This is a genomic window from Vibrio sp. R10-SG-ISO4 (genome assembly GCF_059834135.1).
In genome coordinates this window covers 116,690-143,471 of the sequence record NZ_JCBDHJ010000020.1, presented here as the reverse complement: position 1 = coordinate 143,471, position 26,782 = coordinate 116,690, and the positions used below count along the sequence as shown (strand labels likewise).

General features: G+C 49.8%; 23 protein-coding genes and 1 pseudogene. 10 read left to right on the top strand and 14 right to left on the bottom strand.

Annotation, left to right across the window (positions count from 1 at the left end; all coding sequences use genetic code 11):
• Window positions 1–124: 124 nt before the first annotated feature.
• From ettA to AC6R03_RS15500, 3 genes are all read left to right on the top strand, one after another.
• Complete coding sequence (gene ettA / locus AC6R03_RS15510; RefSeq protein WP_334554083.1) at window positions 125–1,792, top strand: energy-dependent translational throttle protein EttA; 1,668 nt, start codon at window positions 125–127, stop codon at window positions 1,790–1,792.
• Window positions 1,793–2,006: 214 nt separating this feature from the next.
• Window positions 2,007–2,378: a PilZ domain-containing protein gene (locus tag AC6R03_RS15505; RefSeq protein ID WP_487901870.1), complete on the top strand. Its 372-nt coding sequence runs from the start codon at window positions 2,007–2,009 to the stop codon at window positions 2,376–2,378.
• Between the two features lie 10 nt (window positions 2,379–2,388).
• Window positions 2,389–3,399, top strand: coding sequence for a M23 family metallopeptidase (locus AC6R03_RS15500; protein WP_487901869.1), 1,011 nt, complete (start codon window positions 2,389–2,391; stop codon window positions 3,397–3,399).
• An 84-nt stretch (window positions 3,400–3,483) separates the two neighbouring features.
• On the opposite strand, the gene tyrA is transcribed toward AC6R03_RS15500, so the two are convergent.
• The gene (tyrA, locus tag AC6R03_RS15495) at window positions 3,484–4,611 is read right to left on the bottom strand and encodes a bifunctional chorismate mutase/prephenate dehydrogenase (protein WP_500630088.1); all 1,128 of its coding nucleotides are present in this window, start codon (window positions 4,609–4,611) and stop codon (window positions 3,484–3,486) included.
• 22 nt (window positions 4,612–4,633) lie between these two features.
• Window positions 4,634–5,722, bottom strand: coding sequence for a 3-deoxy-7-phosphoheptulonate synthase (locus AC6R03_RS15490; RefSeq protein ID WP_500627984.1), 1,089 nt, complete (start codon window positions 5,720–5,722; stop codon window positions 4,634–4,636).
• A 251-nt stretch (window positions 5,723–5,973) separates the two neighbouring features.
• On the opposite strand from AC6R03_RS15490, the gene AC6R03_RS15485 reads away from it, so the two are divergent.
• Together AC6R03_RS15485 and btsR are read left to right on the top strand one after the other, a co-directional pair.
• Window positions 5,974–7,653 carry a LytS/YhcK type 5TM receptor domain-containing protein gene (locus tag AC6R03_RS15485; protein ID WP_500630089.1) on the top strand — a complete coding sequence of 560 codons (1,680 nt, stop codon included), beginning with the start codon at window positions 5,974–5,976 and terminating at the stop codon, window positions 7,651–7,653.
• A 49-nt stretch (window positions 7,654–7,702) separates the two neighbouring features.
• Window positions 7,703–8,416, top strand: a complete 714-nt coding sequence (gene btsR, locus AC6R03_RS15480; protein ID WP_500630090.1) for a two-component system response regulator BtsR — start codon at window positions 7,703–7,705, stop codon at window positions 8,414–8,416.
• Here the strand turns inward: btsR and nagZ are convergent.
• Window positions 8,410–9,414 (bottom strand): annotated as a pseudogene (gene nagZ / locus AC6R03_RS15475) (beta-N-acetylhexosaminidase); the annotation flags it as partial. The gene btsR and the pseudogene nagZ overlap by 7 nt on opposite strands.
• 86 nt (window positions 9,415–9,500) lie before the next feature.
• On the opposite strand from nagZ, the gene AC6R03_RS15470 reads away from it, so the two are divergent.
• Together AC6R03_RS15470 and murQ are read left to right on the top strand one after the other, a co-directional pair.
• Window positions 9,501–10,616, top strand: a complete 1,116-nt coding sequence (locus AC6R03_RS15470; RefSeq protein WP_500630091.1) for an anhydro-N-acetylmuramic acid kinase — start codon at window positions 9,501–9,503, stop codon at window positions 10,614–10,616.
• Between the two features lie 7 nt (window positions 10,617–10,623).
• Window positions 10,624–11,544, top strand: a complete 921-nt coding sequence (murQ, locus tag AC6R03_RS15465) for an N-acetylmuramic acid 6-phosphate etherase (RefSeq protein ID WP_500630092.1) — start codon at window positions 10,624–10,626, stop codon at window positions 11,542–11,544.
• Window positions 11,545–11,644: 100 nt separating this feature from the next.
• Here the strand turns inward: murQ and AC6R03_RS15460 are convergent, their stop codons facing one another.
• The gene (locus tag AC6R03_RS15460) at window positions 11,645–12,001 is read right to left on the bottom strand and encodes a DUF2799 domain-containing protein (protein WP_487901928.1); all 357 of its coding nucleotides are present in this window, start codon (window positions 11,999–12,001) and stop codon (window positions 11,645–11,647) included.
• A gap of 223 nt (window positions 12,002–12,224) precedes the next feature.
• On the opposite strand from AC6R03_RS15460, the gene AC6R03_RS15455 reads away from it, so the two are divergent.
• Window positions 12,225–13,709: a carbon starvation CstA family protein gene (locus AC6R03_RS15455; RefSeq protein ID WP_500630093.1), complete on the top strand. Its 1,485-nt coding sequence runs from the start codon at window positions 12,225–12,227 to the stop codon at window positions 13,707–13,709.
• Between the two features lie 117 nt (window positions 13,710–13,826).
• On the opposite strand, the gene ispH is transcribed toward AC6R03_RS15455, so the two are convergent.
• The 6 genes from ispH to murJ all read right to left on the bottom strand — a co-directional run bounded on the left by ispH (window position 13,827) and on the right by murJ (window position 21,459).
• Entirely contained in the window at window positions 13,827–14,792 is a 966-nt protein-coding gene (gene ispH / locus AC6R03_RS15450) for a 4-hydroxy-3-methylbut-2-enyl diphosphate reductase (RefSeq protein WP_334554063.1), read from the bottom strand.
• Between the two features lie 25 nt (window positions 14,793–14,817).
• The gene (gene fkpB, locus AC6R03_RS15445) at window positions 14,818–15,246 is read right to left on the bottom strand and encodes an FKBP-type peptidyl-prolyl cis-trans isomerase (protein ID WP_500630094.1); all 429 of its coding nucleotides are present in this window, start codon (window positions 15,244–15,246) and stop codon (window positions 14,818–14,820) included.
• A gap of 161 nt (window positions 15,247–15,407) precedes the next feature.
• Complete coding sequence (gene lspA, locus AC6R03_RS15440) at window positions 15,408–15,914, bottom strand: signal peptidase II (protein WP_500627990.1); 507 nt, start codon at window positions 15,912–15,914, stop codon at window positions 15,408–15,410.
• A 64-nt stretch (window positions 15,915–15,978) separates the two neighbouring features.
• Window positions 15,979–18,825 carry an isoleucine--tRNA ligase gene (ileS, locus tag AC6R03_RS15435; protein ID WP_500630095.1) on the bottom strand — a complete coding sequence of 949 codons (2,847 nt, stop codon included), beginning with the start codon at window positions 18,823–18,825 and terminating at the stop codon, window positions 15,979–15,981.
• 64 nt (window positions 18,826–18,889) lie between these two features.
• A complete protein-coding gene (gene ribF / locus AC6R03_RS15430; protein WP_500630096.1) occupies window positions 18,890–19,825 on the bottom strand; it encodes a bifunctional riboflavin kinase/FAD synthetase in 936 nt (311 codons plus the stop codon).
• A 71-nt stretch (window positions 19,826–19,896) separates the two neighbouring features.
• Window positions 19,897–21,459, bottom strand: coding sequence for a murein biosynthesis integral membrane protein MurJ (murJ, locus tag AC6R03_RS15425; protein WP_500630097.1), 1,563 nt, complete (start codon window positions 21,457–21,459; stop codon window positions 19,897–19,899).
• A gap of 260 nt (window positions 21,460–21,719) precedes the next feature.
• Between murJ and rpsT the strand changes: the two genes are divergently transcribed.
• A complete protein-coding gene (gene rpsT, locus AC6R03_RS15420) occupies window positions 21,720–21,980 on the top strand; it encodes a 30S ribosomal protein S20 (RefSeq protein WP_004744855.1) in 261 nt (86 codons plus the stop codon).
• Window positions 21,981–22,081: 101 nt separating this feature from the next.
• On the opposite strand, the gene AC6R03_RS15415 is transcribed toward rpsT, so the two are convergent.
• Window positions 22,082–22,375 (bottom strand): ArsR/SmtB family transcription factor, encoded by a 294-nt coding sequence (locus AC6R03_RS15415; protein WP_500630139.1) that lies wholly within the window; start codon window positions 22,373–22,375, stop codon window positions 22,082–22,084.
• Window positions 22,376–22,518: 143 nt separating this feature from the next.
• Entirely contained in the window at window positions 22,519–23,412 is an 894-nt protein-coding gene (gene nhaR, locus AC6R03_RS15410; protein WP_500630098.1) for a transcriptional activator NhaR, read from the bottom strand.
• Between the two features lie 410 nt (window positions 23,413–23,822).
• On the opposite strand from nhaR, the gene AC6R03_RS15405 reads away from it, so the two are divergent.
• Window positions 23,823–24,968 carry a Na/Pi symporter gene (locus AC6R03_RS15405; RefSeq protein ID WP_487901857.1) on the top strand — a complete coding sequence of 382 codons (1,146 nt, stop codon included), beginning with the start codon at window positions 23,823–23,825 and terminating at the stop codon, window positions 24,966–24,968.
• Between the two features lie 111 nt (window positions 24,969–25,079).
• On the opposite strand, the gene AC6R03_RS15400 is transcribed toward AC6R03_RS15405, so the two are convergent.
• Together AC6R03_RS15400 and lgt are read right to left on the bottom strand one after the other, a co-directional pair.
• Window positions 25,080–25,931: a thymidylate synthase gene (locus AC6R03_RS15400; RefSeq protein WP_500630099.1), complete on the bottom strand. Its 852-nt coding sequence runs from the start codon at window positions 25,929–25,931 to the stop codon at window positions 25,080–25,082.
• Window positions 25,932–25,940: 9 nt separating this feature from the next.
• Window positions 25,941–26,762, bottom strand: a complete 822-nt coding sequence (gene lgt, locus AC6R03_RS15395; protein WP_334554044.1) for a prolipoprotein diacylglyceryl transferase — start codon at window positions 26,760–26,762, stop codon at window positions 25,941–25,943.
• Window positions 26,763–26,782 lie beyond the last annotated feature (20 nt).

Here is a 26,782-nt window from a genome sequence, read left to right as displayed (position 1 = left end):
TGACATTGAGTGGCAAGGCTTGACTGACGTTGAACCGATTTCCTCCCTCTCGGGAGTAACAAAACGCGTTCGCTTGGTATAAAATGACGAGTTACGTAGATTGAATAGTTAGGAACGATCGGCAATGGCTGAATACGTATATACCATGTCGCGCGTGAGCAAAGTGGTGCCACCAAAGCGACAAATTCTTAAAGACATCTCTCTGAGCTTTTTCCCTGGCGCAAAAATCGGTGTTTTGGGCCTCAATGGTGCTGGTAAGTCGACCCTACTACGCATCATGGCGGGTATTGATACCGACATCGATGGTGAAGCGCGTCCACAACCGGGCCTGAATGTCGGCTACCTGCCACAGGAACCTGTGCTCGATGAATCGAAAACGGTACGTGAAATCGTCGAAGAGGCGGTATCTGATGTCGCTGGCGCAATGAAGCGTCTGGACGAAGTCTACGCGGCTTACGCAGAACCCGATGCGGATTTCGATGCCCTCGCAAAAGAGCAAGGTGAGCTAGAAGCGCTGATTCAAGCCAAAGAAGGCCACAACCTCGAAAACGCGCTGGAGCGCGCCGCGGATGCACTGCGTCTGCCTGAGTGGGATCAAAAAATTGCTCATCTATCGGGTGGTGAACGCCGCCGTGTGGCGATTTGTCGCCTACTTCTTTCTAAGCCAGATATGCTGCTGCTCGACGAACCGACCAACCACTTGGATGCCGAATCCGTCGCGTGGCTAGAGCGTTTCCTTGTCGATTACACTGGCACCGTTGTGGCGATTACCCACGACCGTTACTTCCTCGACAACGCCGCAGGTTGGATCCTTGAATTGGACCGTGGTGAAGGTATTCCATGGCAAGGTAACTACACCTCATGGCTAGAGCAAAAAGACGCGCGTCTGCAACAAGAAGCGTCACAAGAGAAAGCACGTCAAAAGACCATTGAGAAAGAGCTGGAGTGGGTTCGTCAAAACCCGAAAGGCCGTCAATCGAAGTCTAAGGCGCGTATGGCTCGCTTTGAAGAGCTGCAAAGCGGCGATCGCCAAAAGCGTAACGAAACCAACGAGCTGTTTATTCCACCAGGTGAGCGTCTTGGCGACAAGGTGATTGAAGTCTCTAACCTGAGCAAGTCGTTCGACGGCCGCGTATTGATTGATGACCTGTCGTTCAGCATGCCAAAAGGGGCGATTGTCGGCATCATCGGTGCCAACGGTGCGGGTAAATCAACGCTGTTTAAGATGTTGAGTGGTGCAGAGCAACCAGATTCAGGCACTATCGAAATGGGTGAAACCGTCAAGTTGGCATCCGTCGATCAGTTCCGTGACTCGATGGACGATTCGAAAACCGTCTACCAAGAGATTTCGGAAGGCGCGGATATCATCAAGATCAACAACTTCGAAATCCCTGCTCGCGCGTACTGCTCTCGCTTTAACTTTAAAGGCAGCGATCAGCAGAAAGTGATTGGCGAGTTGTCGGGTGGTGAGCGCAACCGTGTCCACTTAGCGAAACTGCTTAAAGCGGGCGGCAACGTGTTGCTTCTCGATGAGCCAACCAACGACCTCGACGTGGAAACCCTACGAGCATTGGAAGAAGCGCTGCTTGAATTCCCTGGCTGTGCCATGGTGATCTCGCACGACCGTTGGTTCCTTGACCGTATCGCTACGCACATCATTGATTACCGTGATGAAGGCCAAGTGAACTTCTACGAAGGCAACTACACGGAATACATGGAATGGCTGAAAAAGACCTTGGGGCCTGAAGCAGCCGAACCACACCGTATCAAGTACAAGCGTATCGCCAAGTAATCGATTACCGCTTGATCTTTACCCAAAGGCCGCTAAGATTAGCGGCCTTTCATATTGAGGACGATAGCGACTCACTGATGGTTCGCGCCATCTCAGAGCATTGGGCCTGATGGGCAAAATATTCTGTTGAGTAGGTCAACAATGAGAAGGGTCGAGGGTTTGTCTTTATCGCTTGTCTGCTAGACTCAACACATAGTCATGGGAGAAGCAACAGATGAAAGAACGTCGCCGATTTTCACGGGTGGTTTATCAAGCCCCTGCCGTGTTAGTTCAAGGATCGCATCGTATTGACGCATCAATTCGTGATCTTTCTTTGCACGGTGTATTACTCGCATGTGATGCTGCCTCGACGCTGAGCCGCGAAGAGGACGTCAATGTACAATTTTCACTTCCAGGGAGTGATGTCGAGATTCAACTTGTCGCCAAGGTGGTTGGACTCAATAACAATATCATCCGTCTTGCGATCGATCATATTGATATTGAGAGTATCGGACACCTAAAACGCCTGGTCGAACTCAATGTTGGGGATGACGATCTTCTCCATAGGGATATTGAACATTTATCCGATTTAGGTGAAGAAGCCTAATAGAACCCATATGTCGAACAAAATTACTATTTCGATACCAGCGCCGGCTGGTATTTCGCGTTTTTACCTATCTCGTCGTGCTGTCGCGACCACATTGGCCCTAGCGGTTGTAGGTGTCATGGCCGCAGGCACTGGTGTATACACCTACTGGCAAACAAGCCAAAGCGAGCAAGCGGCGCTCACGCAAGCACTGGCAGCAGTGAGTGAAGAAAAGCGTCAACTCGAGCAGCTTTACAGCCAGCAGCAAGACGAAACCCATCAGTTGGTGCAAGAGCTTGAAGCGAAGAAGACTCAGATTAGCGTATTGGGTCGACGCGTGTACGATGTGGAAGCGGTGCTCGGTTTGGTTGATGACAATCAAGAAACACCACTGGAAGAAGTCCCACTGGAAAGCCGTATTGATGCTGCAGCAATAGACTCTGCGGTGCGTGCGACGATGTTTCGTCTGATCCCCAATGACTCACCGATGGAGTACCTGCGTGTCTCCTCGTCTTACGGGAGGCGCACAAACCCCATTACAGGGCAGCGCCATACACACACCGGGATAGATCTCACCTGCAAACCTGGTCAGCCTATCTATTCACCGGCCGATGGTGTGGTAGAAACCGTGCGACCGAGCAACAAAGGGTTTGGTAACTTCCTCACCTTACGTCACTCGTTTGGCTTTATGAGCTCCTACGCGCACCTTGCCAAGTTTAAAGTACGCAGCGGTCAGTTTGTCAGCAAAGGCGAGCAGATCGCCACTTGTGGCAATTCTGGCAACTCAACGGGTCCTCATTTGCACTACGAGATCCGCTTTTTAGGGCGAGCGCTCAACCCGCAATACACCATGGATTGGACCCCGGACAACTTCCACTACTTGTTTGAAAAAGAGAACAAAGTGAAGTGGGCTCCGCTGGTACAGTTGATTGATAACACCGTCAGACTGCAAGTGAGCTTGACGCAAAGCCCGTACGTTGATGACTCGGTCAATACCGTAAAAGCGGACGACTCGGAACCTGAGCACACCAGCGTGCAATAAGTACATGGGTGGTCGATGTGCAGATAAATGCAACGCGATCAAAAAAAGCTGCCTAGGCAGCTTTTTTTATAACAAGAATGTAGCTCAGCCACGATGAATCGCATCGTTCGCTTGCTTAAGTAGATTTTGGCTCTCATTCATAAACTGCTGAGAATGGTCTCCAAACCACTCGCTCACTTTGTTAAAACTGTCGACAAACGCTTGTTTGTCCTTACCTTCCAAAATTTCTAATGCCTCACCGAAACTGCGATGGAAGCGCTTAATCATCTCAATATTCTCTTGCGAAGAGAGGATGATGTCGCCATAGAGGTTGGGATCTTGCGCAAACAATCGCCCAACCATGGCCAACTCCAAACGGTAAATCGGCGAGCTCAGCGTCAGTAGCTTGTCCAAATTCGGATTTTCTCGGCTAAGGTGTAGGCCATAGGCAAACGAAGTAAAGTGGCGCAAAGCTTGGATCAGGGTCATGCCTTGATCGTGCTCTTTGGCATCAATTTGGCACAAACTCGCGCCCCAAATTGAAAATTGCTTGAGCAGCCACTGATACTGCTCTTCACCACGACCATCACAATAGACAATGACCTGCTTGGCTAAACTCGGCACATCAGGACCAAACATCGGATGCAAACCGACGACAGGGCCAGAGTGAATCGCCATCATCGCTTGCAGCGGCTTAGACTTAATCGAGGTGAGATCGCACAAAATACAGTCATGGGGCAGATTACCCAGTTTATCAATCACCCCTTGAGTGAGATGAATCGGCACTGTCACGACCACCATGCCCGCGTTGTGGAGGATCTCGTCCGCATTCGGCCAATCTTGACTACCAAGCACTTTGACGTGATAGCCCGACAAGGTAAACATGCGGCCAAACAGACGACCAAGCTGACCATTACCACCAACGATCACCACCGAACGTAGCTCTGGGTTCAAACACTTAAAGCCGGAGTCTTTTTCACTGGCGTAGGACTCACGCATAGTGCGGCGCAAAATGTCCTCAATCAACTGAGGAGGAACCCCGATCTTTTCCGCTTCGGCTCGGCGGGAAGCCAACATCGCCGCTTCGCGGTCAGGCGCATAAATGGGCAAACCGTGCTGGCTTTTTACCTCTCCCACTTTCTCTACTAATGCGAGGCGCTGCGCCAGTAAAGCTAATATCTGTTTATCGACTGCGTCAATCTCATCACGCAACCCGCTAAGTTCTACAGCCATCAATATCCCTTCGTATCCCTTTTTAACTTGCGAAGCATGACTTCGCTAAGCGGTCTTGTAGAAATGGAACCAGCTCTTTGTGAGCGTGACGTAATAGTGCCTCAGTTGCGTCCCAATTGATACACGCATCCGTGATAGAGACGCCGTATTTCATCTCACTTAGCGGGATGTCAGATGACTGGTTACCTTCATTTAGGTGACTCTCAATCATCAAACCAATAATTGACTTGTTGCCTTCACGAATTTGGTGAATCACATCTTCCGCCACCAGTGGTTGACGGCGGAAATCTTTGCGAGAGTTGGCGTGGCTACAATCCACCATCAACGAGGCGTCAAGACCCACTTTTGCCATGTCTTGCTCACATTCCGTTACGGAGACAGAATCGTAATTGGTCTGTTTGCCGCCTCGTAAGATCACGTGACCATTCGGGTTACCTTGTGTGGTAAGCAGCGCCACTTGGCCTTCGCTGTTGATGCCCATAAAACGGTGGCTTGAAGAGGCCGCTTGCATCGCGTTAATGGCAGTAGACAGGCTGCCATCGGTACCGTTTTTAAAGCCAATCGGCATCGAAAGGCCACTGGCCATTTCACGGTGAGTTTGAGATTCCGTCGTGCGGGCACCGATCGCCGCCCAGCTGAAGGTATCAGCGAGGTACTGTGGGCTGATAGGGTCGAGCGCTTCAGTGGCCAGTGGAATCTCCATCTCTGCCAGCTCCACCAACAGTTGACGTCCTACATGCAGGCCATGTTCAATATCAAAAGAGCCGTCAAGATGCGGGTCATTGATCAAACCTTTCCAGCCGACGGTCGTGCGCGGCTTCTCAAAGTACACACGCATCACAATGTAGAGTTGATCGCTGAGTTGCTCATTGAGCTTTTTCAGTCGCTGCGCGTACTCTTTTGCGGCATCGACGTCGTGAATAGAACAAGGACCACACACCACCAATAGACGGTGATCTTTTTTATGGATAATGTTGGCAACGGTTTGACGAGACTCTTGAATAAAACGGCGCGCTTTGTCACTCAGCGGCAGCTTCTCTTTCAACTGCTCAGGGGTAATTAGGACCTGCTCGTCCGTAATATTGATATTACTTAACTCACTCTTTTTCATCTCGCTCACCGTACACTTAAGTTTACATTCATTCTTATTTGGGTGCTTATACAAAGCAATAACGACAAAATAACAGAGTAAAAAAAGAATGCAACCGTAAACAATAAAAAACACAAAGTGTAAATAATTATATACACTCATTACTTTCTGAACGGAGCGGTCATTCTAAATCAAGAATGCCTTTCCGCCTCGGCGATACCTTTCCGCTGGCTTACGATATACACTATACAAAAACAGACGTACGGTGTGTTATGGACCTGATCCTCTCTTTGCTGCAACAAATGTGTGTCTATCTTGTGTTGGCTTATATGCTCAGCAAGACACCCATTTTTCTTCCTTTACTTAGCATCTCAAGTCGGCTGAGCCACAAGGTCAGTGTCTACATTCTCTTCTCATTATTTTGCATTATGGGCACCTACTTTGGTCTACAAATCAATGATGCCATTGCGAACACGCGCGCCATTGGTGCGGTTATGGGGGGTCTGTTTGGCGGCCCTGTTGTTGGCTTTTTTGTCGGTCTCACAGGGGGGCTACACCGATATACGTTAGGTGGCTTTACCGATTTAGCTTGCGCGATCTCCACCACGGCGGAGGGGCTTATTGGTGGTCTTCTCCACACCTATTTGCTGCGTAAAGGTCGCGGAGAGCAGCTTTTTAACGCCAGTGTGGTGTTTGCCATTACTTTGGTCGCCGAGGTAGTGCAGATGGTGATCATCTTGATTGTGGCGAAACCCTTTGATCAAGCTTACACACTCGTCTCGGCCATCGCTGCGCCTATGATCATCGCCAACTCGGTGGGGGCAGCCCTGTTTATGAGCATCCTTCACGACCGCAAAACCATCTTTGAGGAGTACTCGGCGACGTTTTCACGCCGAGCATTAAACATTGCCGAGCGCTCTGTCGGTATCCTCGCCTCCGGTTTTACCAGTCAGAACGCAGAAAAAATCGCCCGCATTGTCTATGAAGAGACCAACGTCGGCGCGGTGTCGATCACCGATAATGAAAAAATCCTCGCGTTTGTCGGTATTGGCGATGATCACCACAAACCGCAAACGCCGATCTCTTCACAAAGCACCTATGACGCCATCAACCAAAACAGCATCATCTACCTCGATGGCAGCGAGCGACCTTATCAATGCTCGCTCTCAACCACATGCAAGCTGGGCAGCGCCTTGATCATCCCGTTGCGCTCTGGTGATAAGGTGATCGGCACGATTAAGCTCTATGAACCCAAACGCAAACTCTTCTCCACCATCAATATGACGATGGCAAAAGGGATCGCGCAGTTACTCTCCAGTCAGATCCTCTACGGTGATTACCAACAGAAACAGACTCTACTCTCGCAGGCGGAAATCAAACTGCTGCACGCGCAGGTCAATCCGCACTTTCTGTTTAATGCATTAAACACCATCAGTGCCGTTATCCGTCGCGATCCAGCCAAGGCGCGTGAACTGATTCAGCATTTGTCGCAGTTCTTTCGCAGTAACCTCAAGCAAAACATCGCCAGTGTGACACTCAAAGAGGAGCTCGCGCACGTCAACGCCTACCTAACGATCGAGAAAGCGCGCTTTGATGATAGGTTGGAAGTGGAAATCGACATTGACGACGCGTTACTCAATCTGCAAGTCCCCACCTTTACTTTGCAGCCTTTGGTGGAAAATGCGATCAAGCATGGTATCTCAAACTTGCTCGAGGGCGGGCATGTGCGGATATACAACGAAACAACGCCACAGGGCGAAAGGATTGTGGTGGAAGACAACGCCGGCAGTTATCAAGAACCCGAGCCAGGCCACCTAGGATTAGGGATGCAAATTGTCGATAAACGGCTCACCAGTAAATTTGGCCGTGGTTCAGCGCTCAATATTGAGGTAAAACCCAACCAATTAACACAAATGAGCTTTATCATACCTCGCCCTTTGAAGGTAGCGTAGAACCGATGCGGATTGATAAGTAATGCGGATTGATGAGTAAGGACGATACATGCTGACAGCACTAGTCATTGATGACGAGCGATTTGCCCGCGAAGAGCTGACCCAATTGCTTGAAGAAACGGAATGTGTGACCGTCATAGGTGAAGCAAGCAATGCCATTGAGGGGCTAAAGAAGATCAACCAATTGAGGCCAGATGTGGTCTTTCTCGACATTCAAATGCCGCAAATCACAGGGATTGAGCTTTTGAGCATGCTCGACCCCGACACCATGCCCAAGGTGGTATTTGTCACCGCGTATGATGAGTTTGCCATTCAAGCGTTTGAGGACAATGCGTTTGACTACTTACTCAAGCCGGTTGAGCCCTGTCGTTTGGGAAAAACCATCAAACGACTTAAACACACAGAGCCCCGCCCGCACCCATCCGCTTTGGCGCCTGAGGCGCTGAGTCAAATTCCCTGTATCGGTTTGAACCGCATCGTGATCATCCCAACGCAAGAGGTCGAATTTGCTTACAGCGATATTTCGGGCGTCCATGTACAAACTCGGCATCAAAAAGCGACCTCTCAATTGACGTTAAAGGTGCTGGAAGAAAAAACCCCGCTGGTACGCTGCCATCGCCAGTTTCTCGTCAACTTGAAAACCATCAAGGAGATCAAGTTGCTCGAAAACGGCCTTGCGGAGATCTACACCGTTAGCGGTTACCCGATTCCAGTCAGCCGCCGCTATTTAAAAACACTCAAAGAGCGGCTCGGTTTTCACTGATCCAGCATGCGCTTCATGGCTTCGGAGGCTTGCTTCCACTCATCACTCCGGGTCAGTTCACTGAGCGTAAATCGCTGGGTTTTGAGTAGCGTGTGTGCCTTAGGCACTGCCTGAATGGTCAAGCCATCCAATACTTGCACTTGTGCATCGCGCTGATTGCACACCAAAACCATATCGCACCCCGCTTGAAGCGATTGCTGCGCGCGCTGTGCAGGCCCCCCCATAACCGCTGCGCCTTCCATGGTCAAATCATCAGAAAAGACAATGCCATCAAAGCCCAGTTGCTGACGCAATACCTGCTGCAACCAATAACGTGAACCGCTGGCGGGCTGATCGTCATAGTGAGGGTAGATCACGTGCGCCGGCATCATGGCATCCAATACTCCAGCGTCGATGTGCGCCTTAAAGACTTGCATATCGAGTTCAAAAATCGAACTGCGCTCATCAATCGGTGTTTCAAGATGAGAGTCAGCAATCACACCACCATGGCCTGGGAAGTGTTTGCCTGTCGTGGCCATACCTAGCGTCTTCATCCCCTGCATAAACGCTCGGCTATGACGAATGATGCTCTCCACATCGTCACCGAATGCCCGGTTACCAATCGCACGGCATTCATGCCCTTTATCCAGAACTGGCGCGAAACTTAAATCGATATCGTGCGCGATCAATTCAGCGGCCATCAGCCAGCCGCCCCAACGGGCCAGTTGCTCCCCATTCTTATGCTCGGCGTACGCTTGAGCGTGGGGAATGGAAGAGAACCCATCGCGAAAACGCTGTACGCGGCCCCCTTCTTGGTCCACGCCGATCAAGATAGGTCGTTTCGCCGCCTGTCGAATAGACGCGGTCAGCGCTTGTAACTGCTCGCTATCGTGATAATTGCGTGTGAACAGAATCACGCCCCCGACGGTGGGATGGCGCAAAATTTCTCGGTCTTCAGCGGTCAGTTCGTACCCCGCCACATCTAGCCATAATGGTCCCATGTCAATTGACTCCAGTCCATGGTATTTTTCTCTATGCTGCCGAGAGTATTAGGATTATTCTCGGTTTACAATGGAAAGCATGTCGGCGAAGCGAAAATTTGACCATGAGCGAAAAAGCGTTATATATCGGGATCATGTCAGGCACGAGCCTGGACGGTGTGGACTGTGCCCTTGTCGAGATTGATGACCAAAGTGTCACGCTGCGCGATGCACTCGACTACCCCTACCCTGATCATCTACGCCAAAAAGTGCTGGCGATGTGCCTTGGTCAGCCGACCCGATTAGACGAGATTGGCGCGCTCGACCATCAGTTAGGCCACCTTTATGCCGATGCAGCGCTAGCGCTCTTAGCGAAATCTGGCACTAAAGCCCGTGATATCGCTGCAATTGGCAATCACGGTCAAACCGTGTTTCATCAACCCAGCAGCCCGACTCCCTTTACCACCCAGCTCGGCGACGCCCATATCATTGCAGCCAAAACGGGTATCGACACGATCGCCGATTTTCGTCGAAAAGACATGGCGCTCGGTGGGCAAGGCGCGCCCTTGGTGCCGGCTTTTCACCAAGCCCTGTTTCCTGTGACAGATTCTAGCGTAGCGGTTCTCAACATCGGCGGCATCGCCAATATTTCGCTGATTCGGCCAGGCAAACCCGTCATCGGTTACGATACCGGGCCGGGCAACATGTTGATGGATGCGTGGTGTGACAAACATCGCGGCGCCCCATTTGATAAAGACGCGCAATGGGCACAGCAAGGTCAAGTACATCCCCCTTTACTTGACGCTTTACTAACCGATCCCTACCTCACCCAACCTGCCCCGAAAAGTACCGGGCGAGAACATTACAACCTGCCTTGGCTGATGGCACAACTCACTCCTTTTTCACTGCCCACCGAAGACGTGCAGCGTACGTTGTGTGAGTTCACCGCCGTTAGCATTGCCAATGAAGTCACACGATACGCCGAAGGCCCCCATCCTGAGTTGCTGGTGTGCGGCGGCGGTGTTCGCAATCCGCTGTTGATGCGCAGACTGGCCGCATTATTGCCACAATGGCAAGTGTGCTCCACAAGCGATAAAGGGGTCGACAGTGATAATATGGAAGCGATGGCGTTTGCTTGGCTAGCCTATCGCCGCCTACATGGATTACCGAGTAATTTACCCGATGTCACCGGTGCTCAGCGCTCAGCCTCGCTTGGCGTGATGTACTGGGCAGAAAAATAGGAACACTATGACTAACGATGCTTTGATTGCCGCCTTGTCTCATCTTGTGTCTGAAGGGCGCAACCCTGACACCATGGACATTGACCTACAACCGTCGATTGAAATCGTCAAACGCTTAAACCAACAAGATAAGAGCGTACCGCTTGCCGTGGAGAAAGTGCTGCCCGAGGTGGCTCAAGCGGTCGACAAAATCGTCGAGGCGTTTCAAGTCGGTGGTCGATTGATCTATTTGGGCGCGGGTACCAGTGGCCGCCTTGGTGTGCTTGATGCCTCCGAATGCCCGCCCACCTTTGGCGTATCGGATCAGATGGTGCTCGGCTTAATTGCAGGCGGCCAAGACGCCATGTTTAAAGCCAAAGAAGGTGCGGAAGATGACCCGCAGCTTGGCGAAAGTGACTTGCAATCCCTCAACTTAACTCCAGGTGATGTGGTGGTGGGCATTGCTGCCAGTGGTCGTACACCTTACGTCATCGGTGCGCTGACCTACGCCAATGAGTTGGGCGCAACGACCGTTGCACTCTCTTGCAATCCTGACTCCCCCATTGCCGAGATCGCAGAGATTGCGATAAGCCCAGTCGTGGGGCCAGAAGCGCTGACGGGTTCAACGCGGCTAAAATCCGGCACGGCGCAAAAGTTGGTGCTCAATATGCTGACCACCGCCAGTATGATCCGACTTGGAAAAAGCTATCAGAATTTGATGGTAGACGTAAAAGCCACCAACAAGAAGTTGCTAGCGCGAGCGACACGCATCGTCATGCAAGCGACAGATTGTGATAAAGCACAGGCCACAAGTACGCTCGAAGAGACCGAGTTTGATGTCAAACTGGCCATTTTAATGATTCTAACTGGGCTGGGTATTCAAGAGGCTCGTGAGCAGTTGCATTACCAACAAGGCTTTCTGCGCGCGGCCGTCGAGAAACACCAGTAGCGCGCAGGGTTATTCAGTAAAGGGCGATTCAGTAAAGGATTATTGAATGTAAGAGTAAACACGGTGCACTCGATCGTGGATGAACCTTGCTTATCCATCATCAATTATTGTATTCGTCCCAGCCTCGCTTCCACTCCATGCGAAACTGCTGGGCAAACTCGGTGCCTTCACAGGCACCTTGGTAATATTGGCCTGATAATCCAATCTGGTAAGCAAAATTGGGGTTACAGTACTCTTGTACACCCTCGCCATAGCCTTGATCGTAATCGTGCTGTTTAACAACGCCCAAGCTAGACAGCTCTTTGAGCGTGCGTTGGCTATTCCCTCGCACACCATCTTGATAGCCGATTTCATACCAATCGCCCTGCTGGGCAAGCTGTTCCACAGACGCACTGCAACCAATGAGTAGCGCGATAGCACTGAATGAAGTGACACTGAAAAGCGTCGTCAGTCCGATTCTCACTCGATATCCTTTTTGATGATGATTATTAGTAGCTAGACACACCTACTACACCACTAAAGCCGATAAATAGCCACTCCCGCCGCGAAAAAACCACTCATTACCCATACAGACCACTTAACTCACCAAACAACCACTGACCTAACCAGCACACGAAACTCGCCAAACAGCGGAGTAACATACAGGGTGTATCAATAAAACTAACACTAAGGAACGAGCTATGTTGTGGTTTTTAACCTGTGTCGCCGCACTCATCGGCGGGTACTTTATCTACGGCGCTTTCGTCGAAAAAGTATTCGGAATCAATGAAAAGCGTCAGACGCCAGCCCATACCAAAGCGGACGGTGTCGACTATGTGGCCATGTCCACCCCTAAAGTTTATCTAGTCCAACTTCTTAATATCGCTGGTGTCGGCCCGATTTTTGGTCCGATCATGGGTGCGCTGTACGGCCCTGCTGCGATGCTGTGGATTGTCATCGGTTGTATCTTCGCCGGCGCTGTCCATGACTACTTCTCAGGTATGCTGTCGATTCGTAATGGCGGTGCTTCCGTACCGACGATTACCGGTCGCTACCTAGGTAATGGCGCCAAACATTTCATGAACATTTTTGCCATTGTCTTATTGCTGCTTGTGGGTGTGGTCTTCGTTTCTGCGCCAGCCGGTATGATCACCAATTTGATCAACGACCAAACAAGCCTCAGTGTCAGCATGACGACCATGGTGATTGCGATTTTCGCCTACTACATCATCGCGACTATCGTTCCGGTAGATAAGATCATTGGTCGTTTCTACCCACTGTTCGGCGCGCTACTTATCTTTATGTCTGTCGGCCTCATGACAGCAATCGCCTTCTCTAGCGAGCATACTGTCATGGGTGATTTCCAAGTCTCTGACATGCTTAGTAACCTCAACCCGAATGACATGCCGCTCTGGCCTGCACTGTTTATCACCATCGCATGTGGCGCTATTTCAGGTTTCCACGCCACTCAGTCACCACTGATGGCACGTTGTATGGAAAACGAGAAAAACGGTCGCTTTGTTTTCTACGGAGCCATGATCGGTGAAGGTGTGATTGCCCTCATCTGGTGTGCGATTGCGCTTTCATTCTTCGGTTCGCTAGAGTCACTGTCAGAAGCAGTGAAAAACGGTGGCCCAGGTAACGTTGTCTACAGCGCCTCTTTTGGTCTGCTTGGCGTCTTTGGTGGCATCATCGCCTTCCTAGGTGTGGTGATTCTGCCTATCACTTCCGGTGACACTGCGTTTCGTTCGAGCCGTCTGATCTTGGCTGAGTACTTCAACATGGAACAGAAAACACTGCGCAACCGCCTACTGATGGCCTTGCCTCTGTTCGTGATTGGTGGCGTGTTGACTCAAGTAGACTTCGGTATCATCTGGCGCTACTTCGGTTTTGCAAACCAAACCACTGCGGTGATGATGCTTTGGACAGCGTCGGCGTATCTGCTTCGTCACAACAAACTGCACTGGATTACCACAGTACCAGCGGTCTTCATGACCACGGTATGTGTCACCTTTATCTTAAACAACAGTACGCTAGGCTTTGGTCTGCCGATTCAAGTGTCTACCATTGCGGGTATCCTATTCGCACTGGCCGTGACCGTGTACGTGATTAAAACCTCAAAAGGCAAAGGGGAATCTGAGCTTGCGGATGAAAAAACGCCGCAAACCGTCACCAAGACTGCCTAATTCAATCCACCTTCGCTTCGCACTGCTGGCCTGAATGGCCAGCCAAAGAAAAGGCTCCTAATGGGAGCCTTAGTTATGTTTCTGCTGGTTGGATTAGCGCGAGAGCCGTCCGTTGCCTTAATCGACTTGTTTGATCTGCAACTCTTTCGGCACTTCAAAGAACATGTTCTCTTCGCGGCCTTGGATCTCTTCGATCTCTTTTGCGCCGCCAAGGGTCTTAATGCGATCAAGGATTTGGTTCACCAACTCTTCAGGGGCTGATGCCCCAGCCGTGACGCCGACTTTCGCTTTACCTTCTAACCATTGCGGCTGCACATCTTCAGGGCAATCGGTCAAGTAACCAGGGGTACCCAGCTTTTCCGCCAACTCTTTGAGGCGAGTGGAGTTCGAGGAGTTTTTCGAACCCACAACAATCACCACATCCACATCTTGCGCCATTTCACGCACCGCATCTTGGCGGTTCTGGGTTGCGTAGCAGATGTCGTCTTTGCGCGGTCCTTGAATATCGGGAAACACGCGACGCAGCTCATCAATCACATCGGCGGTTTCATCCACCGATAAGGTGGTTTGGCTGACATAGTGAAGATGCGAAGGGTCTTTGACTTTCGCCTTCAACGCCATCACATCACTTGGGGTCTCAACTAAGTACATGCCCCCTGTTTGACTGGCATACTGGCCCATGGTGCCTTCCACTTCAGGGTGACCGGCGTGGCCGATGAGCACCACTTCCATGTTCTTGCGGCTCGCTCTCGCCACTTCCATATGGACTTTTGTCACCAAAGGACAGGTGGCATCAAACACAGTCAGAGCACGTTCTTTGGCCTCTTTGCGTACCGCTTGCGACACGCCGTGAGCGGAGAAGATGACGATGTTGTCATCAGGCACTTCACTCAGTTCTTCAACGAAGACGGCCCCACGTTGCTTTAAGCCTTCAACCACAAATCGGTTGTGTACCACTTCATGGCGAACGTAGATTGGCGGTTGATACATCTCCAATGCACGCTCAACTATGCTGATTGCGCGATCAACACCAGCACAAAAGCCACGGGGGTTCGCTAACAGAATTTTCATTTCATTGCTCATCGAGTCATCGTCTTCAATTGGGCAGTTATTCTACTGATAAAATTTCAACTTCAAAAGTCACATCTTGCCCAGCTAATGGGTGGTTGAAATCCACCGTGACGGAGTCGCCCGCGATTTCAGTGATGATGCCGGGGATTTCCATGCCATCAGGGCCTGAAAATGCCATGATGGTGCCCACTTCAACTTCAGCATCCCCAACGAATTTTGTTCGGTCCATGTGATGAATGTTATCTGGATTGGGCACGCCAAATGCATCGCTAGCGGCGAGCTCTATCGATTTGCTGTCCCCTTGCTTGAGACCAAGCAAACATTGCTCAAAATTATCACTCAAACTGCCATCACCAATCACTAACTTGGCGGGCTTGCCCATGTTGTGGGTACTGTCGGCAACAGAGCCATCTTTCATCTTGATGGTAAAGTGCAGCGTTACTGCGCTGTCTTGGGCGATTGTCATCTCGTTACGGCTTCCTTGTTATTGTCATTCTTCGGTCTCACTCTGCGACCACTTTTCTCGTTCTGCGTCCAGTTTCTAGCTCTGCGTCCAGTTATAGTAAAAAGCGCCGCCCGAATCAACGGACGACGCCTAAGGTTATTGCTGTCACAGACCTTTACGACTCATGCTTGGCTCTTTTTGCTACGAAAACCGTCCAAAATGATCATCGCGGCGCCAATGCAAATGGCACTGTCTGCCAAGTTGAACGCAGGCCAATGGTAATCACCCCAGAAGAAATCGAGATAATCGACCACAAAGCCGTGGACTATACGATCAAAAACGTTCCCTACCGCACCACCAATAATCAGCGCGTAGGCGATGTTGTTCCACTTTTCTGTGCTCGGCAGCTTGCTCATCCAGTAGCTAAGTAGCCCCGTCACTATCACCGCGATCGCAGTAAAGAACCAACGCTGCCAGCCAGCCTGATCACTCAAGAAACTGAATGCCGCGCCATAATTATGAACGTACAGAAGATTGAAGAAGGGTAAGACTTCGATACGATTTGCCCAGCCATACCCCATGTTGTCCATCACCAACAATTTAATCGCAATGTCTGCGACAAAAATCACCAATGCCAACCACAGCCAGCGCAGGCCAGATTGTTTTAATGTCAATGCGTGCTCACTCATGCTCTTACCTAAAAACAGCCCCAGTGTATACTGGGGCTGTTTATTTGACTTACAGTTCAATGAATTACGCGAATTTACGCGTTTCACCATCGCCTTCTACGTTGGAGACACAGCGACCACAAATGGCTTCGTGACCCGCAATCGTGCCCACGTCTGGCGTGTGGTGCCAACAGCGATCGCACTTCTTCGCATCAGTGGCATGCACTTCAACGAACAAACCGTCCAGCTCTGTTGCTTGCGCCGCATCGCTTTTCTCGCTCAGTGGTTTCACCACAGCAGCAGAGGTCAGGAGTACGAATCGAAGTTCATCTTCCAGCTTATTGATTTTCGCGGCCAACGCGTCGTCTGCGAACAGCGTAACTTCCGCTTGTAATGAACCACCGATGGTTTTCTCTTTACGTGCATCTTCAAGCAGCTTGTTCACGCTACCGCGAACGGCTTGAATGTCCGCCCAAAACGCGTTGTTGAGCTCTTCACCTTGTGCAAGACCAAACAGGCCATCAAACCATTCGCCGGTAAAGACGAACTTGTCGCGTGACTCACCGCTTGGCAAAGCACTTGGCATTTCATTCCAAATTTCATCGGCAGTGAATGACATGATTGGTGCCATCCAGCGAACCAAAGCTTCGACGATGTAGTACAGCGCCGTCTGACAGCTGCGTTGAGCGTGACCACCACGTTTCGCCGTGTATTGACGGTCTTTAATCACGTCTAGGTAGAATGAGCCCATCTCGATAGAACAGAACTGCATCAGACGCTGTGTCACCGCGTGCGTGTTGTACTCGCCGTACGCTTTTACAATCTCTTCTTGCGCCGCCAATGCGCGACCCACAGCCCAACGGTCCAGTGCCACCATCTCTTCTGCTGGCACAATGTCTGTCGCTGGGTTAAAGCCACTGAGGTTCGCTAAGAAGAAACGCGCAGTGTTACGAATACGACGGTAGGCATCCGCTGAACGTTTTAGAATTTCGTCTGAAACCGCCACTTCACCTGTGTAATCTGTCGATGCGACCCAGAGACGCAGAATATCTGCACCCAGTTTGTTGGTCACATCTTTCGGTGCCACAACGTTACCGATGGATTTCGACATTTTACGGCCTTGACCGTCAACCACGAAACCGTGCGTCAATACTTGTTTGTATGGCGCTTCGCCTTTCATCGCTATCGATGAAATCAGTGAAGACTGGAACCAACCACGGTGCTGGTCTGAACCTTCAAGGTAAAGGTCTGCACTGTTGCCGTTGTACTCTTCACGAGCATCAACCACTGAGTAGTGGGTGACACCAGAGTCGAACCATACGTCTAGCGTATCCAGTACTTTTTCGTAGTGATCGGCTTCTTCGCCAAGCAGTTCTGAAATCTCCAGATCCCACCAAGCCTGAATGCCTTTCTGTTCAACAAGCTGAGCGACTTTCTCAACCAGTTCAATCGTATTTGGATGAAGCTCTGCGGTCTCTTTATGTACAAACAGAGCAATTGGCACACCCCAAGTACGTTGACGAGAGATACACCACTCCGGACGACCTTCAATCATACCTTCAATACGGCTTTGGCCCCACTCTGGCATCCACTCAACACCCTTGATGGATTCCAGCGCCTTAGCACGCAGACCAGCTTGATCCATCGACACAAACCACTGTGGAGTCGCGCGGAAGATGATGGGCGTTTTATGACGCCAGCAGTGTGGGTAACTGTGCTCGTAAGCATGGTGATGAAGAAGTGCGCCTTTCTCTTTCAGCGTTTCCACCACGGCATCGTTCGCTTTGAAGACGTGTTGACCGGCAAAAAGCTCGGTATCCGGTAGGTAAACACCGTTTGAACCTACTGGGTTTGCCACTTCTAGGTTGTACTTGTTGCCCACAGCGAAGTCTTCTTGACCGTGACCAGGCGCAGTGTGTACCACACCCGTACCCGACTCAGTAGTCACGTGATCGCCAAGGATAGCTGGCACAGTGAAATCGTAGAACGGATGTTGGAATTGAGTCAGTTCAAGATCCGCACCTTTCGCAAAGCCTAGGTTGTGGAAATGCTCGATACCAGCACGGTCCATCACGTCTTTCGCCAGTTCAGCGGCGACGATGATGCGCTCTTTTGTTTCGCCTTCAACTTGAATAAGGACATACTCTAGATCGTCACGTAGACACACCGCGCGGTTCGCCGGCAACGTCCACGGCGTGGTCGTCCAAATAACAATCGAAATCTCACCTTCGCCTTCGTGGCCTTCATTGAGGTTAAACTTCGACAGCAGTGCAGCTTCATCCGCCGCTTTAAAGCGCACATCAATAGAAGGAGAGACTTTGTCTTTGTATTCCACTTCCGCTTCCGCAAGCGCACTGCCACAGTCTGTACACCAGTGAACCGGTTTAAAGCCTTTTAGCAGGTGGCCATTGTCGGCAATCTTACCCAACGCACGAATGATGTTTGCTTCTGTCGCAAAGTCCATGGTGCGGTATGGTTTGTCCCACTCACCCATGATGCCTAAGCGCTTAAAGCTCTCTTTTTGACCTTCTACTTGGCCCTGTGCGTATTGACGACACTTGTCACGGAACTCCGCCGCCGATACTTTTTGCCCAGGCTTACCCACTTTCTTTTCCACCATCAATTCAATAGGTAGACCGTGGCAGTCCCAGCCAGGGATATAAGGCGCATCGAAGCCGGAAAGCGTCTTCGATTTAATAATAATGTCTTTAAGAATCTTGTTTAGTGCGTGACCAATATGAATGTCACCGTTGGCGTATGGAGGGCCATCGTGTAGAACGAAAGATTTTTTGCCTTTCTTCGCTTTACGGATTTCACCGTAAAGGTCTTCTTTATACCAACGCTCGAGCATTTCTGGCTCACGGTTCGCCAGGTTGCCGCGCATTGGAAACCCTGTTTCAGGAAGGTTCAGGGTATCTTTATACTCACTCATCGATTCTTAATTCCGTTGTGTTGGGCGAAAGTTAGACATTAGGCCAAACGGTGGACTAAACCGTTTAGCGGTTATGCTGACGCAGCCACACCCTTGCTGCCTCAGCATCCAATTCAATTTGTTGTTTTAAAGCGTCGAATGACTCAAATTTATGCTCATTGCGCAGCTTATGTAAAAGTACGATTTCTAGCTGCTTGCCATACAAGTTGGCTTGAAAGTCGAATAAATGCACTTCGAGTTGTTGCCGAACTCCGTTGACGGTCGGGCGATTGCCTATGTTGGCCACGCCGCCAATCGGCTGCGTGCCTAGACCTCGTGCCTCAACGACGTAAACGCCAGAGACCGGCGATACGCAACGTTTCAAAGGGATATTTGCGGTAGGAAAACCTATCGTTCTTCCCAATTTTCGGCCGTGGGATACACGCCCACTAATACTGTAATCGCGTCCAAGCATCGTCGCGGCAAGCGCTAAGTCATCTTTTGCAAGCGCATCACGAATCAAGGTGCTGCTGACACGGTCGGTTTGCAGACAAAAGCTTTGCGTACTCACCACTTCAAAACCGTGGATTTTACCCGCTAGTTTCAGCATCTCAAAGTTACCAAGACGGCCGCGACCGAAGCAAAAATCATCGCCTACGACCAGAAACTTAACACCCAAACGCTTGACCAACAAGTCGCTAATAAACTCGTCAGCCGTCAGGTTGGCAAACTCTTGATTAAAGTTCACGCATAGCAGTCGCTCAAGGCCCAATTTGCTTAACTGGACAAATTTGTCACGCAGACGCGTTAAACGCGCTGGCGCATTGTGCTTGGCAAACAACTCCAATGGTTGCGGATCAAAAGTCATCACGGTTGACGGCAAGCCTAGCATGCTCGCTTGTTGCGACACTTGACGCAGCACAGCCTGGTGGCCTAAATGTACGCCGTCGAAGTTTCCTATCGTCAACACACACCCATAATGCTGGGCTTTGATGTTATGAATCCCTCGAATTAATTCCATTGGACGTTGATAAAACCTGTGTATTTGTGATTACTAAAGCGTGAAACTGACGGATTATATACTAATCCGCGTTACTCTGTCGCTGCTTTTAAATCTTTTGCTCGCACGCCCATCACCAGTAGTGACAATAGGTAAACCCCTGCGCCAAGACCGATTAACAACGCCAGTGACACCACTCTGTCACTAAGGCTCCACTCCAGCCACACCGACATGCTGTCCAGTTGTGAACTTATCGCCGCGACCATCAAACCGCCGGCAACGATAAGCTTGCCAACAAACCACCACGTTCTACTGGTCAATTGGTAGACCCCCGCGCGATGCAAGCCTCGGTAGAGCAGCGCCATATTGACAAACGCAGAGAGCGCGGTCGCCATAGCAAGGCCCACATAACCATAAAACCAAGCAAAAATGGCGTTAAACACCATGTTGGAAACCATGGCGATGATGCCGTATTTGACCGGCGTTTTGGTATCTTGACGCGAGTAGTAACCAGGAGCTAACACCTTGATAAGCATAAAGTTCAGCAACCCTGAGGCATACGCCACCAGAGACAGCGAGGCAAACTGGACGTCTTGCGCTGAAAACTCACCGCGCATGAATAGCACCATCAGCATCGGTTTGGCCAGCACCATCAACCCTAGCATTGCCGGGATCCCAAGTAGCGTGACCATTCTTACCCCCCAATCCATGGTGTGGGCAAACCCTTCACGCTGCTCGTCAACGTGTTTGCGAGATAGCGCCGGCAAAATAACGGTCGCAATGGCAATGCCAAACAGGCCGAGAGGAAATTCCAGCAATCGATCCGAATAGTAAAGCCAACTGATCGAGCCTGTTTGAAGAAAACTGGCAATAAAGGTATCAAACAACAAGTTGATTTGACTGACCGATACCCCAAAGAGCGCAGGGATCATCAAGGTGCGAATTTTCACGACCCCGGGATCACGCCATCCCCACTTGGGCTTGACCATCACACCGGCTTTAATAAGAAACGGCAGTTGAAAAAGAAACTGGACTAAACCGCCCAAGAACACCCCAATCGCCAGGCCAATTTCAGGCTGCGCCAATTGAGGGGCGATCCACCATGCCGAAGCGATGATCATTACATTGAGAAACACCGGGGTAAAAGAGGAGACCGCAAACTTACCGAGCGTATTGAGGATCGCGCCAGACAACGCAACAAAGGTGATGAACCATAAATAAGGAAAGGTAATTTTGAGCATCAGACTGGCCAGCTCAAATTTTTCTGCCGATGGTCCGCCACTCAGCCAATCGAGAAACCAGCCAAAACCAAACAGAGCCGTGACAACACCCGAGCCCAACACACCAAGCAGTGTCACAATAGAAACAATGACGCCGAGCGTTCCGGCCGCGCGGGCAATCAGTTGGCGGGTTTTCTCCTCATCACCACTGGCGTGATATTCGGTCAATACCGGCACAAAGGCTTGAGAAAACGCGCCTTCAGCAAACAGGCGGCGTAAAAAGTTGGGAATTTTATTGGCGAAGAAGAAGACATCAGCACTCGCCCCTGCCCCCATCAAATTTGCGACCACGACGTCGCGCACAAGGCCCAACACTCGAGAAATCAATGTCATAGCACTGACAATCATGCCTGATTTTAAGAGACGTTTACTCACGACTACCTCAAGAACTCGCTCATACTAACAATTCAGTGCTTGGGTTATTAGGGAATAACTCATTGAGAGCAGATTAGTATTAGCATTGAAAAAAAAATACTGATAGAATCCCCGCCATCTTAACCGTGAAGACCTTTCTAATCCAAAATTTGTTTGGCTGCGATGGGTTTTTGCACAAATCATTTGACATTTAGGCGCAAATGAGGGATATTCCTCGCCCTTAAATTGTCACCGAACTAAAGTTTTTGGGAGTTAGACCCTTGGCAAATAGTAAATCTGCTAAGAAGCGCGCTATCCAAGCTGAGAAACGTCGCCAGCACAACGCTAGCCGTCGTTCTATGATGCGCACTTACATGAAGAAAACTGTTGCTGCTATCGAAGCAGGCGACAAAGCTGCTGCAACTGAAGCATTTGCTGCAGTTACACCAATCCTAGACCGCATGGCAACTAAAGGCCTTATTCACAAGAATAAAGCTGCTCGTCATAAGTCTCGTTTCGCTGCTGCAATCAAAGCTCTATAATAGAACTCTGATTTCCCAGTGAAGAAAAAACCGGCTATTGCCGGTTTTTTTATATCTGAAATTTGTCGAACCTTACACCAGTTCTTGTGGTAAGCCATGCATCAAGAACAGTAAAGATGGTGCAACAGCTCGATCATCTTCTTCACTTCTTCGCTGAGAAGAGTGTAATACACCGTCTGCGCTTCTTTGCGCGTCACCACGAGTTCATCACGACGTAGCCACGCTAAGTGCTGAGATAACGCAGACTGACTTAGCTGCAACTGCGCGGATAGCTCCCCAACCGACAGCTCTTGGTTATGCAAAAGACACAAAATCTGCAAACGTCTTTCGTTCGCCATCGCTTTGAGTAAGACAACTGCTTGAGCAGAGTTCTTTTCCATCTCTTCCAGATTCATCACTACCTACCCCTAAACCCGATGAGCAAAGAAGCCCTCACTTCCCGCACGTGATACTCTTTTATCGCTGTTTCGGCCCATTTGCCGCAGGCTGCTGATAGTAATCTAAATAAGAACAGTAATCTATTCTCATTTAGGCAAGGTTATAAATTAAACAAAGAATTGAAATCTGCGTCACACACATTTTTCACCGCCGGATGTTGAATCATTCGCTCAGCAAATATCACGTAGTACTCTTCTTTTAGCTCCTCAATATCACCGATGTGTTGCAGCGGCAGATCGCTATCCACTTCCGAGACATATAAAGAAGGCGCCAAAAAGATCACGTCTTGATGATAACGAGCAAACGCCTTCATGAGCGCAGCGTCATCAAACTCGCCCAAAATATTCGGTTGTAAACCCTGACGATCAAACCATTGCAGCACTTTGCGCCCCATTGCCGTGCGACTACCGGGGATCAGCAGTTTTCGATGCTCTAACACACTGGGAAAACTCGCCCCAGCCACTTGGCCACTGCAGAAAAAGCTCATCTTGCACTCACCCAGTTTTTTACTGTACAGACCTGGACTTTGGCTTGAGTCCACCGGGCAATCAGACAAAATCATATCCAACTTGTGCTGCGACAATTGCTCAAGCAACATTTCATGCGTCGATTCAAAGCAGCGTAAATGAATACTGTTGTCTTGCGGCACCGTGGTCATCAGGATCTTGCTAACCAAACGCTTTGAGAGCGCATCCGCCACCCCCACATCAAACAGCAGGTTGGAACGTTGGCTGTAATTGACGATATCCAACATCTCATAGCTTAGACCAAACATCCTGTCCGCATATTTATAGACCAATTGACCCAGTTCAGTGGGCTCGATGCTGCGTCCGTTGCGCTTAGTCAACTTTCCATCCATGCGCTCTTCTAACGCTTTGATCTGGCCAGTGACCGTTTGCGGCGTTAAAAACAAGGCATCTGCAGCTTTCGTCACTGAGCCTTGTTTGCACACCATCCAAAAATAGTAGAGGTGGTTATAGTTCAAATGAGACATAGGGGGAACAACTTCAATAAGCGCACAATAGATATGGGTTATATCAAAACTCGTTGATGACAACAATAACTCGTCAAAACCGAATGATCATTGACTTTTCACTACTAATACCGAAATTTTACAATAACTTTATGACACTATTCTGTCATAAAGCTGACGAGAGAAAGCCGTTCAGTTGAATTTTTTGTCAAAAAATGCGCTCGTGCACAGTTTTATCAATACAGAAATAATTAATAATTTTCAATAAGTTAACTCAATCGTAACGTAAGAATTACACCGATAAGCCTCGCTATCCCTCAAAAAAGACCGCATTACATAGAAATGTAATATTACTGAAATATTTCCTCTCTAACATCAGCCTCAATTTCAACAACCGACCAATAAGTATTAAACGGTCCACGGAGAAAATTATGAACCAAGCTACTACTACAGCAGCACCAATCTCGAGTACGACTCGCTGGTTACGCTGGGCTAACTTGGCATTCATGTTATACCTACTACTACTTGCTGTTTCTATGGTAGGTAGCGGCTTTAAATGGGCAACCGGCGATCAAGCTAAAGTCCTATTTGAATTTGCGTCACACCCTATTGCTGGATTAATGATTGGCTTGACGGCCACCGCCTTGATCCAATCCTCAAGTACCGTCACCTCTATTATTGTCGGTTTGGTGGCAGGTGGTTTACCTGTTGAGACCGCCATTCCAATGATCATGGGTGCCAACATTGGTACAACAGTCACCAACACCTTGGTCTCTCTTGGTCACATTCGCAATAAAGAAGAGTTCAAACGTGCGTTCGCCAGTGCCACGATTCATGACTTCTTCAACCTGCTTGCTGTTGCTATCTTCCTTCCGTTGGAAATGATGTTTGGCATTCTTGCGAAGATCTCCCACTGGCTGGTCTCTCCGTTCCTTGCAACGGGCGACATGAGCATGAAAGGCTTGAACTTCATCAAACCTATCACTAAGCCTGTTGTGAATGCCGTTAAGGAGCCGTTGGCAACCTTTGGCGACACCATGGGTGGGGTGCTATTGATTGTTCTAGGTATTGCGACCATCTTCGTGGCCATTACTGTTATGGGTAAATTAATGAAGAGCTTGATGGTTGGCCGTGCTCGTGAGATTTTGAAAAGCGCTATCGGTCGTGGTCCTATCCACGGCATCGTGTCTGGCTCTGTAGTGACCGTACTGGTTCAATCTTCATCTACTACGACCAGCTTGATGGTACCGCTTGTAGGCTCTGGCGTGCTGAAAGTCCGTGACGTCTACCCATTCACTCTGGGTGCGAACATCGGTACTTGTATCACAGCCTTGCTTGCTGCAACGGCAGCCTCGGGTGAGTTCGCGGTTTTTGCACTGCAGATTGCCTTAGTGCACCTCGCATTTAACGTATTGGCCACCGTGTTCATCTTCGGTATTCCGTTCTTACGTGAGCTACCGGTCAAAGCCGCCGACATGATTTCAGACATGGCGGTGAAGAACAAAGCGGTCGTCGCCGCCTATTTGGTGACAGTATTTTTAGTCCTACCAGGCGCTATCCTTGCACTGACAACCTAAACACACTTGCCATCGCATACTAAGCCCTCGACCTCGGTTGAGGGCTTTTTTTATACAAAAAAACCAGCGAGTACGCTGGTTTCTTGTTAATCATTACAGTGCGAATGGCTATTACACTGAGAACGGATAGTGGATTGGGTCATGGTGCTCATACCCTTCCACCCAAAAGTCATCCAAGGTGACCCACGTTTCCAAATCTTCCAAGGTTTTGATCTCTGGGTTGATGTGGAACGTGGGCGCGGCCAAAGGTTCACGCTTCAACTGAACATCTCGCATTAGGGCTAACTGGTCTTCGTAGATGTGTGCATTGACAATCTTGTGGTAGGCTTGTCCGGCTTTCTTGCCCGTAATTTGCGCCATGATCGCCAAGAAGACATACACTTGAACCATATTAAAATTCAGACCCAACGGTACATCACACGAACGCTGTGTGCTGTTGAGGTACAAGGTATCCCCAAGCAGAGAGAAATGGTGGCTATACATGCACGGACGTAAACAGCCCATATGAAACTCACCCGGGTTATAGAAATTGAGGATTTCACCGCGATCATCCACGCCTCGAGTCAGGTCATCGACAATTTTTCGCAGCTGATCAATATGACCGCCATCGGGTTTGGCCCAAGCTCTACCTTGAACGCCGTAGACGCGTCCCATGTCATCGTCACCTTTGCGGTAAGGGTTCTCAAGCCAAGCGGTATTTAAGTTGGCATTGGCATCCCAAGTTTTTGTGCCTAACTGACGAAAATCAGCGGCATTGTCATACCCTCGGATGTATCCAAGCAGCTCCGCCACAGCGGCTTTCCAAAAGCTCTTACGAGTGGTCACGAGTGGGAATTGATTTTGCGCCACATCATAAGTGAGATCGGAATTGATCACCGTTAGGCAACGCTTGCCCGTGCGCTCATTTTCTACCCATTCTCCTTGGTCAACGATGCGCTGACAAAGATCTAAATACTGTTTCACAGCCAATCCTTACTTCGTTTGTTGTGGTAATTCGTCTTTATAAAGCCCACGTCGATATGCCCAAGCGACCATCAAGGCACCAATGATCACCATTGGTAGAGACAAGATTTGCCCCATAGAGATAAACCCGCCAAAGAGGCCCAAATGCGCATCAGGCTCACGTACGTACTCGACCAAGAAACGGAAGGTACCATAACCGGCAAGGAAGAGCCCTGATACAGCGCCAAGCGGACGCGGCTTTTTAATAAACCAGTTGAGAATAAAGAACAGCACTATGCCTTCGAGCAGCATTTCGTATAACTGAGACGGGTGACGCGGCAGTGGACCACCATTTGGGAAGACAAACGCCCAAGGCACATCCGTCACACGCCCCCACAGCTCGCTGTTCATAAAATTACCTAAACGGCCCATACCGAGACCAAACGGCACCAGCGGGGCGATGAAGTCGGCCACACCGAAGAAGGTTCGACCGTTCTTTTTCGCGTACCAGAACATCGCGCTAATGACTCCCAGCAGGCCACCGTGGAATGACATACCGCCGGTCCATACTTTAAACAGATAGAGCGGGTCTTGAAGGAAGAGGTCAAAGTTGTAAAACAGCACATAGCCAACTCGGCCACCAATGACCACACCGAGAAAACCAGCAAACAGCAAATCGGACACCTGCTCTCGTGTCCAGCCACTGCCGGGCTTATCTGCGCGGCGGTTCGCTAGCCAAAGAGCAAAAGCAAATCCCACCAAGTACATCAAACCGTACCAACGGATAGAGAGTGGGCCAATGGAGAGTAATACCGGATCAATATTTGGAAAGTCTAGATATCCCTGGGACATAGGAGAGATTCTCTTGTGGT